At 63.8% G+C, this 11,739-nt stretch carries 15 protein-coding genes; 5 read left to right on the forward strand and 10 right to left on the reverse strand.

The features are described from left to right. Both EIH27_RS05270 and EIH27_RS05275 read right to left on the reverse strand, forming a co-directional pair. A complete protein-coding gene (locus EIH27_RS05270) occupies positions 1-459 on the reverse strand; it encodes a hypothetical protein (RefSeq protein ID WP_124039867.1) in 459 nt (152 codons plus the stop codon). After that, the gene (locus tag EIH27_RS05275; RefSeq protein WP_124039868.1) at positions 456-1,025 is read right to left on the reverse strand and encodes a hypothetical protein; all 570 of its coding nucleotides are present in this window, start codon (positions 1,023-1,025) and stop codon (positions 456-458) included. The genes EIH27_RS05270 and EIH27_RS05275 overlap by 4 nt, the downstream gene beginning before the upstream one ends. Before the next feature lie 108 nt (positions 1,026-1,133). Between EIH27_RS05275 and EIH27_RS05280 the strand changes: the two genes are divergently transcribed. Then, positions 1,134-1,343, forward strand: a complete 210-nt coding sequence (locus EIH27_RS05280; protein ID WP_124039869.1) for a helix-turn-helix domain-containing protein — start codon at positions 1,134-1,136, stop codon at positions 1,341-1,343. An 18-nt stretch (positions 1,344-1,361) separates the two neighbouring features. Here the strand turns inward: EIH27_RS05280 and EIH27_RS05285 are convergent, their stop codons facing one another. Then, a complete protein-coding gene (locus EIH27_RS05285) occupies positions 1,362-1,862 on the reverse strand; it encodes a hypothetical protein (RefSeq protein WP_124039870.1) in 501 nt (166 codons plus the stop codon). A gap of 150 nt (positions 1,863-2,012) precedes the next feature. Here EIH27_RS05285 and EIH27_RS05290 point away from each other — a divergent pair, with 150 nt between their 5' ends. Together EIH27_RS05290 and EIH27_RS05295 are read left to right on the forward strand one after the other, a co-directional pair. After that, on the forward strand, positions 2,013-2,786 hold the full coding sequence (locus EIH27_RS05290; protein ID WP_124039871.1) for a LysM peptidoglycan-binding domain-containing protein: 774 nt from the start codon (positions 2,013-2,015) through the stop codon (positions 2,784-2,786). 9 nt (positions 2,787-2,795) lie between these two features. Continuing rightward, positions 2,796-3,350 (forward strand): Rv3235 family protein, encoded by a 555-nt coding sequence (locus EIH27_RS05295; protein ID WP_124039872.1) that lies wholly within the window; start codon positions 2,796-2,798, stop codon positions 3,348-3,350. A gap of 493 nt (positions 3,351-3,843) precedes the next feature. On the opposite strand, the gene secA is transcribed toward EIH27_RS05295, so the two are convergent. From secA to ubiE, 3 genes are all read right to left on the reverse strand, one after another. Further along, entirely contained in the window at positions 3,844-6,603 is a 2,760-nt protein-coding gene (gene secA, locus EIH27_RS05300; RefSeq protein ID WP_124039873.1) for a preprotein translocase subunit SecA, read from the reverse strand. A 204-nt stretch (positions 6,604-6,807) separates the two neighbouring features. Beyond that, a complete protein-coding gene (locus EIH27_RS05305) occupies positions 6,808-7,797 on the reverse strand; it encodes a polyprenyl synthetase family protein (RefSeq protein ID WP_241152976.1) in 990 nt (329 codons plus the stop codon). Next, positions 7,794-8,507, reverse strand: a complete 714-nt coding sequence (gene ubiE / locus EIH27_RS05310) for a bifunctional demethylmenaquinone methyltransferase/2-methoxy-6-polyprenyl-1,4-benzoquinol methylase UbiE (protein ID WP_124039874.1) — start codon at positions 8,505-8,507, stop codon at positions 7,794-7,796. The genes EIH27_RS05305 and ubiE overlap by 4 nt, the downstream gene beginning before the upstream one ends. Before the next feature lie 142 nt (positions 8,508-8,649). Here ubiE and EIH27_RS05315 point away from each other — a divergent pair, with 142 nt between their 5' ends. After that, positions 8,650-9,546, forward strand: coding sequence for a 1,4-dihydroxy-2-naphthoate polyprenyltransferase (locus tag EIH27_RS05315; protein WP_420892139.1), 897 nt, complete (start codon positions 8,650-8,652; stop codon positions 9,544-9,546). A 61-nt stretch (positions 9,547-9,607) separates the two neighbouring features. Continuing rightward, positions 9,608-9,943: a PLD nuclease N-terminal domain-containing protein gene (locus tag EIH27_RS05320; RefSeq protein ID WP_124039875.1), complete on the forward strand. Its 336-nt coding sequence runs from the start codon at positions 9,608-9,610 to the stop codon at positions 9,941-9,943. Between the two features lie 66 nt (positions 9,944-10,009). Here EIH27_RS05320 and EIH27_RS05325 read toward each other — a convergent pair whose 3' ends face one another. The 4 genes from EIH27_RS05325 to EIH27_RS05340 form a co-directional block, all read right to left on the reverse strand. Further along, on the reverse strand, positions 10,010-10,681 hold the full coding sequence (locus EIH27_RS05325; RefSeq protein ID WP_124039876.1) for a histidine phosphatase family protein: 672 nt from the start codon (positions 10,679-10,681) through the stop codon (positions 10,010-10,012). Then, positions 10,678-11,142 (reverse strand): MarR family winged helix-turn-helix transcriptional regulator, encoded by a 465-nt coding sequence (locus EIH27_RS05330; protein ID WP_124039877.1) that lies wholly within the window; start codon positions 11,140-11,142, stop codon positions 10,678-10,680. The genes EIH27_RS05325 and EIH27_RS05330 overlap by 4 nt, the downstream gene beginning before the upstream one ends. A 71-nt stretch (positions 11,143-11,213) precedes the next feature. Then, positions 11,214-11,312: a 30S ribosomal protein bS22 gene (locus tag EIH27_RS05335; RefSeq protein ID WP_005504750.1), complete on the reverse strand. Its 99-nt coding sequence runs from the start codon at positions 11,310-11,312 to the stop codon at positions 11,214-11,216. A 98-nt stretch (positions 11,313-11,410) separates the two neighbouring features. Then, a complete protein-coding gene (locus EIH27_RS05340) occupies positions 11,411-11,647 on the reverse strand; it encodes a helix-turn-helix domain-containing protein (protein WP_420892140.1) in 237 nt (78 codons plus the stop codon). Positions 11,648-11,739: the final 92 nt, after the last annotated feature.

An 11,739-nucleotide genomic window follows, 5' to 3' on the forward strand; every position in this document is an offset into this window, starting at 1 on the left:
TCACAACCACTGGCGCAACGGTCGGTGAGCCACCAGACGTATCGATTGCGCTACCGCCGGGCACACTGCCCTCACCGCTGTGCGAACCCGCCTCACCGCCACGCGAGCCCACCCCCCCAGCTCCCCGTCCACCGGCGAACCACTACCGCCAGGCTCATTCTGGGCACCTAGCGCGCGCACCTCCGCAACAATCTCGGTGGGCACGGGCGTGGCTACGGCGTCGTACGCGGGGCCGGGGGCCACCCCCACACCCAGTATTCGCACACCGTAGCGCCGCAGCGCTCCGGCACTGGCCACGTCAAGGCGCGCAACAACCGCCACGCGCCCCAGACCAGCGGCGGCTGTAGCCAGGAGCTCCACTGTGTCCGCGCAGCGTCGCGCCACCTGAATTTCGGCGGCCGTGAGCCCCTGCAGAACGGCTACTTCAAGTTCGCCTTCGAGGCATAGCAGTACGGTCATTGCTGCGCACCAACCAGGACAAACTGGGCGCCCTCGCTGAGCAGCGGCAGCACCGTGTACACGTCCGCATCTGCTAGCCGAACCTCGGCGGTGGGGTGGCTAAGCGAATCCGCGGTGCCCACGCCACGCAGTGTGGCCGCATGCGCCACCACCTGTGCCGCAGCGGAGTGCTCCACGCTATTGAGAACCACGGCCCACACGTCCACCGCCGCGCCCGGCCCGAGTGAGTCGGGTGCCTCCGAGAGTAGCGGCAGCACCAGGTCCGCGCCCTCCGTTCGCTCCGCCACCGCACTTTTCGGCACCAGCTCGCCCTCATGAACAGTCACGGATACAGCGCGTTCACCCGCCTCCGCGGGGCCTACGTACTGGTCGGCAAGATTCGGCGCCACTTCCACCAGCTCCAGTGGTGCATCCGCGAGCGCGGTTCCGGGCACCACGGCACTACGCGCGCGATACACCGGCACCGTGTCAGGCCCGGCGAATAGATAGGCGCCACCGGCGGCGCTCACGGCCACCAGCGCAATCCCGGCAAATAGCCGCGGATCTTTCCAACGTGGACGGGACATGGGACCTCCTTCACCGCCCAGACTGCCAAAGGGCGGTGGCGGGATGCAGACCATATCCACCGCTGTGGAAAACTTCGAGGGGAGAGCAAAACGTGCGAGGATAGCGGCATGTCAAAGTTCCTGACCATCGCAGACGTTGCCGAGATTCTCAACGTCTCCGCCGGCCAGATCCGCACGCTCATCCATAAGGGCGAACTCCCGGCCATCCAGGTGGGTGGCCGCGGCCAGTGGCGCATCGAGGAGGCGGCGTTGGATCAGTACGTGGCGGAGCGCTACCAGCACACACGGGACCTGATCGCAGATTCCGAGCGCCACTAGGCGCCCCACGGCGCTCTACTATCGCATCCGGACGGCGCTGATCGCTTCGAAGGCGATGACGCGGCCGGCCACCTCGCACCAGTCCTGCCCCGCCCTCCTGAGTACCCCGCGGCGTAGGACTCCCGAATTCGTAGTGACGACGACGTCATTACCCACGTACCTGCGCAGTACCGCGCCAAGCCCCAGCGCCCTCGATGAGGACTGAGCCGCCACGGCATAGCGTGGCGTCGAACCAATTTCCATAATTGCCCGGGCGGGCACGGCAATGGCGCTAAAGCCCGGCTCCGCGGGGCGGCCAACCACCACGGTGTCACTCACGGCTTCGATGCTTAAATGAACCACTCCACCGCACGTCAATAGCTCCAGTTGCTGCCCGATGGCAGCGCGTAGCAGCATCACGAGGCTCACCGCGCCAGCTTCGGCGGCGCCCAATTCGCCCGCCTCGCCCATGCCGGCCTGAAATTCTTCGGCCTCAATGCGGGAGGCTACGTCGTCAAACAGGGCATCGAGATCATCCATGCGCTCACGCTACGGGCCATTTCTTGCCCGCGCGCCAAATTCACGAACTGTTCACTTTGGCAACGGGTGTGCCCGGCTGAATCACATTAAGTGCAGCCCAGACAATCACAACGTAACGAAAAGCATCAAACGGGATGAAAAGAGAAGGTCATGGAAAATTCGCGTGGTGCCGGCGTACTAGCCGCCCTGTGCGGATGCGGCGCGATCATGGCTGGATTCGCCGCAATTCACGCCGGAAAAGATCTCGATTTTTATGCCGCCGCCACGGGCGCGGGCCTCGCGTTGGGTGGCGCCACCGTGGCGCTGGCCATAGCCGCGCTCTGCCTGGCCTGGGTGAGCGCCTCATACCTGGCGCTGGCTCGGGCAAGGCAAGGTAGCCGCGGGGCGCTCGTACGCTGGGCGGCCCGCCGAGGCATCCGGCGGGTGCGAGTGGCGCTCGCCGTGGGGGTCCTCTCCGTCGGCGTCGCCACACCGGCCATGGCCGCACCAGCCTTGCCCGCCCCGCCTGCAAGCATGTCCGTTCTCACCGATTTACCCGCACCATCCACACCGGTACCGGATCTCGGCTGGGGTTCGGCAAGTGCGGCCGGCGTAACTGACAAATCAGCCAGCACGACTGACAAATCGGCGGACGTGACTCGCGAATCAGCCAGTATGACCGGCGAATCAGCCGGTGGGAGCCATTCTGGCACCGCGCCCGGCGCGGCCACGTCCACCCGGCCGGCTCCCCCGGTCTCCACCTACACGGTGCTCCCCGGCGAATCCCTCTGGAATATCGCCGCTTCGCTGCTGCCCGCCGGCGCCTCGGACGCCGTCATCGCCCGCACCATCCACGCATTGGTGCAAGCCAACAACATCACTAACCCCAGTCTCATTCACCCGGGTGACGTGCTTAGCGTCCCCGCACTGAGCGTCCAGAAGTAAGGAATTGCCATGACCGCCGCCGCGCAACCCGCGTTCGCTATCCACGCCAGCCGCCCGCCACGCTCCCGCCTGGTATCGGCACCGCCCATCGCGGATCACCCTGAACCGCCACCGCCGCCCATTCCCATTACCTCACCCGAGAAGCCGTGGGACCGCTGCAAAATCGCCACCTCTCCCTATCGGGATGTGTGGCGGGACGAGTCAATGACGCTCGATGATCCCCTACCGGCTGACGCGCCCAATCCCGTACGCACGGCCGGTGCCGCCATTATCTATGCACTCCAGATTCTCCTTGGGCACCGCCCGGCCTCAAGTCTCCGCAACTGGGTGGTACCGGAGGTATACGGCGCACTCTCACGCCGCGCCGGCCTGGCCATGCGCCTCCACGGGCGCGCGGAGCGCAGCACGCCGCCCCGAATTCACCGCCTCCACGTGTCCCGTCCGCGCTGCCGGGTTGCGGAGATCACCGCCGTCGCGGACGACGGCGCCCAGGTTCGCGCCGCAGCCTTACGACTCGAGTTCCTGCGCCATCGCTGGCGCATCGTCGCCCTGGAGATCGGCTGAGCCACCATGAGAGGCGGCGCCCCGCCCGTCGGGCGCCGCCTCGCTTTAGGGGGCGCCGCCTCGCTTCCGACCACTTCAGCCGATCTGATTGCCAGGCCAGCGACCCGGCCGGGCCAGCCCCTACTTCCTCCGCGCCGCGCGATTGGGGTGGGCGAATCGGCAAATCCTACTGCGACCGCGATTTTCAAGGCGCCGGTGCCTACCACTGCGCCGGTCCGGAGGGCTGAGCTGATGGTTTTCTCCCGAGTTGATGGAAAATGCCCGGTCTGAGGCCAATATCAGGGCTGAAACCGGAAGTTTTCCGTCAAGTGACGAAATATCCGTCAACTCAAAAGTTTTCCATCAACTCAGCGGCGCCCCACACGCCGCAGCTCACCCAACCATCGGCTAACTCCCACACATACAGAACGGCGCCCCACACATTGCGGGGCGCCGCTTCACTTCCGTCTACCTCAGCCGGCCCCGTTATCGGACCAGCCAACCCGGCCCGCCGCTACTTCTTCCGTGCCGCCTTCTTCGCGGCGCGGCGCTGCGCCCGGTTCCCACCGGATGCCGCTACCTTTGCACCCGCGGAGGCGCCCGCGTTACTGGAGCTACCGGCGTCGTCCGAACTTGAGGAGTAGGAAACGTTCTCCTGCCGGCTTCGCCGCGCAATACCCAGCTGCTCCGGCGTCACCTTCAGCCCGGCGGTGGCAGCCTGGAAGCCCTGCGCCTCCGCCTGCCGCTCCCCGGCCTCCCGGGCCTCGCGGGCGGCGCGCTCACTGGGCAGTTCAAAGTTGAACAGGTAGCGGACCGTCTCCTCCATAATGTTCGAGTTCATCGCCTGGAACATCTGGAAGCCCTCGTTCTTGTACTCCACTAGCGGATCCCGCTGTGCCATGGCACGCAGGCCGATGCCCTCCTTGAGATAGTCCATCTCATAGAGATGCTCGCGCCACTTGCGATCCAGCACCGAAAGGAGCACCTGGCGCTCCAACTCGCGCATGGTGTCTCCGCCAACCTCGGCTTCGCGCTCCTCGTAGTTCGCGTGAATATCCGCCTTGAGTTCCTTGACCAGTGTCTCCTGGTCCAGGCGCCCCAACCCGCCGCGGTCATCCGCCAACTCGGCGGGCGTAAATCCGGGCGTGTAGTAGCCCTTGAGGTCCGTCCACAGGGCGTCCAGATCCCAGTCGTCAGCGGCGTCGCCGGAAATGTGCGCGTGCACCAGATCTTCGATAACAAAGTCCAGGAAGCCGTCCACCAGCTCCTGAACCTCCTCACCCTCCAGGATGGACCGCCGCTCGCTGTACACCTGCTTGCGCTGGTCGTTCATCACGTCGTCATACTTAAGCACGTTCTTACGCATCTCGGCATTGCGTGCCTCGATCGCCGTCTGCGCACGCTCCACGATCTTGGCTATGCGCTTATCCTCCAGCGGCGCGTCATCATCCGTGGCGCGGTAGAGCAGCTTGCCGGTGAGCCCCGACGCGAATAGACGCAGCAGGTCATCTTCAAGGGAGAGATAGAAGCGGGATTCACCCGGGTCACCCTGGCGCCCGGAACGCCCGCGCAGCTGATTATCGATACGGCGGGACTCATGCCGCTCCGAGCCCAGCACGTAAAGGCCGCCGGCCTCCACCACTTCCTGGTGTTCCTTCTTGACCGCCTCACGCTGCTTGGCCAGTTCCTCCGGCCAGGCCTCCTCGTATTCCTCCGGCGTTTCCTCCGAGGAAAGCCCGCGAGCGGCCAGCGCAGCCTGTGCGCGATGCTCGGGATTACCGCCCAGCATGATGTCCGTACCACGGCCGGCCATGTTGGTAGCCACCGTGACCGTTCCCTTGCGGCCGGCTTCCGCCACTACCTTGGCTTCGCGCTCATGTTGCTTGGCGTTCAGCACCTGGTGCTCAATGCCCGCCTTCGTGAGGAGGGCGGAAACTTCTTCGGAGGATTCCACGGAGGAGGTGCCCAGCAGCACAGGCTGACCCTTCGCCACACGCTCCTGCACATCCTCCACGATGGCGCGCAACTTGCCCGCCTTCGTGGGGTAGACGAGGTCCGTCTGGTCCTTACGAATCATGGGCTTGTTCGTGGGGATCGGGACCACACCCAGCTCGTAGGTGGACTGGAATTCCTGCGCCTCGGTTTCCGCCGTACCGGTCATACCGGCCAACTTGTCGTACATGCGGAAGTAGTTCTGCAGCGTGATGGTGGCCAGCGTTTGGTTTTCGGCCTTGATTTCCACGCCTTCTTTTGCCTCGATGGCCTGGTGCATGCCCTCGTTGTAGCGGCGCCCGGGCAGCACGCGCCCGGTGTGCTCATCCACAATGAGCACCTGCCCGTCCAACACCACGTAATCGCGATCGCGCTCAAATAGTTCCTTCGCCTTAATGGCGTTGTTGAGGTAGCCAATCAGCGGGGTGTTGAGGGATTCGTAGAGGTTATTGATGCCCAGCGTGTCCTCTACCTTGTCAATGCCGGGCTCGAGGATGCCTACCGTGCGCTTTTTCTCATCCACCTCGTAATCAATATCGCGGTTGAGCCGGAGCACGATGCGCGCGAATTCCCGGTACCACTTGTTCGCGTCACCTTCGGCGGGGCCGGAGATGATAAGCGGTGTACGCGCCTCGTCAATCAGAATCGAATCAACCTCATCGACGATCGCATAGTGGTGACCGCGCTGCACCAGCTCATCCGGGGTCCACGCCATGTTGTCACGCAGGTAATCAAAGCCGAATTCGTTATTGGTGCCGTAGGTGATGTCCGCGTTGTACTGCTTGCGGCGCTCCTCAGGCTTCTGCCCGGTGAGTACCACGCCCGTGCTCATGCCAAGGAAACGGTAAACGCGCCCCATGAGCTCGGACTGGTAGGAAGCCAGGTAATCATTCACGGTGACGATGTGAACACCCTTGCCGTCAAGCGCATTGAGGTAGGCGGGCAGTGTGGCCACCAGCGTTTTTCCTTCACCGGTTTTCATCTCGGCAATATTGCCCATGTGGAGTGCGGCGCCGCCCATGATCTGCACATCAAAATGGCGCTGCCCGAGGGTGCGCTTGGCCGCCTCACGCACGGTAGCGAATGCCTCCGGCAGAAGCGCATCGAGTGTTTCGCCGTCCGCGAGGCGCTCCTTGAACTGATCCGTTTGTTCCCGCAGTTCAGCGTCCGTGAGTTGAGAAATGGAGTCCTCAAGCGCGTTGACCTGAGTGGTGATCTTCTTCAGCTTTTTAAGCGTCCGGCCTTCGCCGGCGCGGAGAATCTTGTCGACTAAGCGTGCCACTGGTTAAAGCTCCTATCGTTGCCCTGCGGGCATACCGTTCCTAGTGTAAACGCACGGTCCGTTTCCCGCCGCCGCGTTCCACACATCAGCCATACCCGACGACGGCGTACCTGCCCGCCAGACGCTGTCCTGGGTCACGTTCAACGTCTGGCTAGCCTGGCTAGCCTGGCCAGCCCGCACCGCCAGCCGTGCCGGCACAGGACCCTAGGCACTTCGTTCTACAGAGTGGCGCGCAAATTCAACCAGCGCCTCACGCACAGGCTGATTGCGCAACCCATCCAATGCGTCTATGCCCTCGCGTGCCCACTCTTTCGCGAGCGCGAGCGTTTCGTCCATGACAGCGGATTGCCGCAAGGCATCCACCACCTCCGCCAGCGCCGCATCCTCCTGTACGCCGGCGGCAATCCCGGCGAGGGCGTGCTGACCCGCGGCATCCAGCGTGCCATCCGCCTCATGTTCCCGAAGCAGAATTGTGGGCATGGTATCCACACCCTCACGCAGATCCGTTCCGGGCGTTTTACCCGTATTTGCGCCGTCGAACATAATGTCCAGGTAGTCGTCAGCCAGTTGGAAGGCCACCCCGACCTTTTCACCGTAGCGCGCCACCTGCGCGGCATCCTCCGCGCTGCCGCCCGCCGCATACACGCCCTCCTGGGCGGATTCGGCGATGAGCGAGGCCGTCTTGTCCGAAAGCACGGAAAGATAATGGTCCCGCCTCGACTCGCCCGCGGCCGGCCCCATGCCCTCATGTAATTGCCCCATGCAGAGCCGCACAAACGTGAGCGCGTGTGAACGTACAGCGCGCGGCCCCAACTCGGCCACCAACTCGGAGGCGGTGGCGAACAGGATGTCCCCCGCCATAATTGCCACCCGGTTTCCAAATACTTCCTGGGCGGCGGGTACGCCGCGCCTCATGGTCGCGTCATCCATGACGTCGTCGTGATAGAGGGACGCAACGTGAGTGAGCTCCATGACGGCGCCTGTTGTCACCACGTCATCGCACTCGGGATTCGGACCCAGTAGCGCGGTCACCATGACCAGCGTGGGGCGCAGGCGCTTCCCCCCGGCCGCGAGGAGGTGCGTGGTGGCACGGCCGGCGCGCACGTCAGGGTTACTGGCCACGCGGCGAAGCAGAGCCTCAACCTTTGCGCGGCCAGATTCAACGTGGGCCTCCAGGGCGGTTTGATCTGTCACAATGCTCCCATGGTACCGGGGTTCACCGCTCGGTGGATGGCCATGATGCCGTTGAAAAGATTGCGGTAGGAAACGCGGCGCCACCCCGCCTCCTGTATCCGGCGCGCGAGGGTGTCCTGGTCCGGCCAGGCAAGGATTGATTCGGTGAGGTAGTAGTAGCCCTCCGGGTCCGACGACGTCCGCCGCGCCACCCGTGGTAGCACACTCTCGAGGTAGAAGTGGTAAAGCGCGCGGAACAGGGCGAAGGTGGGCGTGGAGAATTCGGCGATCACCAGGGATCCGCCCGGTCGCGTCACGCGCCGCATCTCGCGCAGCGCCTTCGCCGGGTTCTCAATGTTTCGTAGGCCGTACGAAACCGTAACGGCGTCGAAGGAATGAGTCGGAAAATCCAACGCGGTGGCGTCTCCCTGCCGGAAATCCAGACCGGTATGGCGCGTGCGCGCCACACTCAGCATTCCCTCGGAGAAGTCCACCCCGGTCACATCTGCGCCCGCGCGCGCATAGGCCGCCGTGGACGTGCCCGTACCGCAGGCCACATCTAAAATTCGTTTGCCCGGCGTAATTTCCAGCGCGCTCACCATCGCCGCACGCCACACGCGCACCTGCCCGAGGGTAAGCACGTCGTTCGTCATGTCATAGTGGGCGGCGATCTGGTCAAACATCGAGGAGACATCCCCGGACCGCTTCTCCAACGTAGCGCGTGCAATCATGGACACATTCAATCACGCCGGGGCCACGGTGGCGCGGGCGAATTTGGACCGGTTAGAGGCAGGGCGGCCACGCCGCCGCCGCGCGAACAAATAGTGCAGGCTCGCCCAAGATTGTGTCGGAGGGGTGACCTACGATAAACCCGTGAGTGCAACAATGAGTGACTGGCTGGAGGGCGCCCGCGCGCGCACGCTCCCCGCGTCCGTATCCCCGGTGTTTGCAGGCACCGGCGTAGCCATTTCCATGGGCGGCGTTAACTGGGGCCGGGCGGCCCTGGCGCTGCTCATTGCCCTGTGCTTCCAGGTGGGCGTGAATTTCGCCAATGATTATTCCGACGGTATTCGCGGCACCGACGACGTCCGGATGGGTCCGCCCCGACTCACCGGCGGCGGTCTGGTACCCCCGGACGTGGTGCGCAGCGTGGCGTTTGCTTTCTTCGCGCTCGGATGCGTGTTCGGCCTCTGGCTCGTTGCACTGTGCGGCCACTGGTGGCTCATTGTTATTGGCATTCTGTGTTTGCCCGCCGCCTGGTACTACACGGGCGGTGAGCACCCCTACGGCTATATGGGGCTCGGCGAAGTGTTTGTATTTATTTTCTTCGGCCTGGTAGCCACCGCCGGCACCACCTACACGCAGGCGGACGGCGTGGCATGGACGGGATGGCTTATGGCCTGCGCGATGGGGCTCATCGCCTGCGCCATTCTCATGGTTAACAATATCCGCGATATTCCGGGGGATTCGCAGTCCGGTAAACACACGCTCGCCGTACGCCTAGGAGACCGGCGTGCGCGGGCCTCCTACGGCCTGGCGATCGGCACTGCATTCATACTCTCCGCGTGCTGCATTGGCGTGATCGGCTGGTGGTGGATACTGTTTGTTGTTTCCCTCGCCCTGGCGGTCAGCTGCGTGCGTGACGTGCTCGGAAACGGCGGCCGCGCACTCACCGGCAAGGCGCTCATCCCGGTGCTGCGCAACACCGGCTTCGTGGAATTAGGCTTCGGGCTTGCCGCACTGGCGACCTTCGGGCTTGCCACCCTGTAGCAGGCCGGCCCTGCGCGAACCGCATGGTTCGTCGGTTCGCGCAGCTGAGTAGACTAGCACCATGGTACGCGCCGCTATATTTCTCCTCGCCCTGGCCGTGTGGCTCTACGGCATAGTGGATTGCGCCCGCACGGACGGCGCCGAAATGCCCGGACACCTGGGCAAAACCGCCTGGCTCCTACTGGTTATTTTCCTGCCCGTAGTTGGCACGATCATCTGGATTACGGTCATGTGGCCCTACCGGCACCCGCAGCGCACCATCACGTTTGGTGGCCGTTCCCCGCAGCAGCCGGTCGCACCGAATGATGACACCGATTTTCTCGACCGGTTGGATAACCAGCTCAAGTTCCAGGAATGGGAGCGGGAGCAGCGTAACGACGACGGCGACGCCAAGTAACGAACCCCGCCACGCTGGAGCCGCGCCATTCGGCGTCGAACCTAGCCGCTAGCGCCCGGCGCCGAACTACTTGCCTTCGTTCAGAGACGCCGCGGATTGGCCGGGACTCACATCCCGCGCGCTGGCAAGCAAATCCGCTACCGGCTCCGCATAATCGACGGCAATGAGCCGTCGCCCCTCGAACGTCAGCGAGGTGACCGAGCAGAGGGAGCACTGCCGATGGCGCGGATCATGCGAGACGGAACGTCGCTCCACGAATAGCCGCTCCACCCAGATGGGAAGCTGATGGCTGACCAGGACAGCCTCACCGCCGCGCGCGGCCGTAATCCCGGCGCGCACCGCCCCGCTCATGCGCTCCGCAATCTCCCGGTAGGGCTCACCCCAACCCGGCAGGAACGGGTCCAGATACCAGGACCAGTACTTCGGCCGGGCCAGCACCCAGCGGTTGCGATTGACGTTAACGCCCTCGAACCGGTTACCGGCCTCCAGCAGGCGCGCATCCGTGCGCACCTCTAGTCCGTGTCGGCGCGCGGTAGGCGCGGCTGTTTCCATGGCACGTTCCAGCGGAGACGCGATAACGGCCCGCACATCTCGATCCGCGAAGTAGCGGCCAACACCCTCAGCCATGGCATGCCCCAGTGCGGTCAGATGGAAACCATCCCGACGCCCATAGATAATGCCGTCCGGGTTATCCACCTCTCCGTGGCGAACCAGGTGCACCGTGGTCAGTTGGGTCATCGAATATCCTCCGGGTCCACCACCACCTGCTCCATGAGGTGGCCCAGCTCGAGCATCTGATCATGCCCCAACCGGTCAACTAGCACGCGCCGCACGGAGGCGACGTGCACCTTCGCCATATCTTCTACGAGATCCATGCCCGTATCCGTGAGCTTGCAGTCCACGCCTCGCCGGTCCTCGGCATTGGTGTGCCGAGAAACATACCCGGCTTTCTCCAGCCGACGCACGGTGTGGGTGAGGCGGGAACGCGAGTGCACCATACGGTCCGCCAGTTCGGACATGCGCAATGTGCGCCCCTCTGCCTCCGAGAGCCGGGACAGCACGTCATATTCGTTTAGAGAAATATTGAAGTGATCCAACAGGTCCCGATTGAGCGCTTCGGTAACCTGAGCAACGCCTCGGAGATATGCCCTCCAGGCGTACTGTTCATCCTGGCTCAACCAATGCGGTTCCTTAGTCATATCTCCACCCCTCTCCGAGTTGAACAGGAACCAAAAAGGCACCCGCCGCTATCGACAGGTGCCCTCCTCGCCTACTTCTTATTGCGGCGCTGGTGACGAGTCTTGCGAAGAAGCTTGCGATGCTTCTTCTTGGACATGCGCTTACGACGCTTCTTAATAACGGAACCCATCCGTTACCTCCAAACTCTCGAAAAATAGGGGTATCCCCTAAAGAACACCAGGCTATTGTACAGATCTACGCCACACCCATGGGATGCTGTGCGCGGCATTACTTTGCCAGCCGGCGCTCCTCACCGCCTTGATCCCCCATGGCGCCGCCCAATAGTTGCTCTACCGCCGAAGCGGGCACACGATAGGAGCCGCCTACGCGCACCGCCGGCAGCTCCCCAGAATGCACCATCCGGTACACCGTCATGCGGGAGACGCGCGCAAATTCAGCAACTTCCGCCACGGTGTAGAACCGGGGGCCATGAGATGAGACTTCGGGCATCACTGTTCCTGACATGAAACTAAATCCGTGGTTATGCTATCTCACCCCGGCCGCTTTCACAGAGCGTTTTCAGGAATATCACTCGAACCGGGCCACACGGCTAGGAT

Origin of the sequence: Neoactinobaculum massilliense, assembly GCF_900604955.1 — a bacterium.
Lineage (GTDB): Bacteria > Actinomycetota > Actinomycetes > Actinomycetales > Actinomycetaceae > Neoactinobaculum > Neoactinobaculum massilliense.

Coding starts and splice junctions, on each gene's coding strand:
- EIH27_RS05270 (WP_124039867.1), bottom strand. CDS start 459: ATGACCGTACTGCTATGCCTCGAAGGCGAACTTGAAGTAGCCGTTCTG.
- EIH27_RS05330 (WP_124039877.1), bottom strand. CDS start 11,142: ATGACTAAGGAACCGCATTGGTTGAGCCAGGATGAACAGTACGCCTGG.
- EIH27_RS05340 (WP_420892140.1), bottom strand. CDS start 11,647: ATGTCAGGAACAGTGATGCCCGAAGTCTCATCTCATGGCCCCCGGTTC.
- EIH27_RS05295 (WP_124039872.1), top strand. CDS start 2,796: ATGACCGCCGCCGCGCAACCCGCGTTCGCTATCCACGCCAGCCGCCCG.
- EIH27_RS05275 (WP_124039868.1), bottom strand. CDS start 1,025: ATGTCCCGTCCACGTTGGAAAGATCCGCGGCTATTTGCCGGGATTGCG.
- EIH27_RS05285 (WP_124039870.1), bottom strand. CDS start 1,862: ATGGATGATCTCGATGCCCTGTTTGACGACGTAGCCTCCCGCATTGAG.
- EIH27_RS05290 (WP_124039871.1), top strand. CDS start 2,013: ATGGAAAATTCGCGTGGTGCCGGCGTACTAGCCGCCCTGTGCGGATGC.
- ubiE (WP_124039874.1), bottom strand. CDS start 8,507: ATGATTGCACGCGCTACGTTGGAGAAGCGGTCCGGGGATGTCTCCTCG.
- EIH27_RS05335 (WP_005504750.1), bottom strand. CDS start 11,312: ATGGGTTCCGTTATTAAGAAGCGTCGTAAGCGCATGTCCAAGAAGAAG.
- EIH27_RS05320 (WP_124039875.1), top strand. CDS start 9,608: ATGGTACGCGCCGCTATATTTCTCCTCGCCCTGGCCGTGTGGCTCTAC.
- EIH27_RS05325 (WP_124039876.1), bottom strand. CDS start 10,681: ATGACCCAACTGACCACGGTGCACCTGGTTCGCCACGGAGAGGTGGAT.
- EIH27_RS05280 (WP_124039869.1), top strand. CDS start 1,134: ATGTCAAAGTTCCTGACCATCGCAGACGTTGCCGAGATTCTCAACGTC.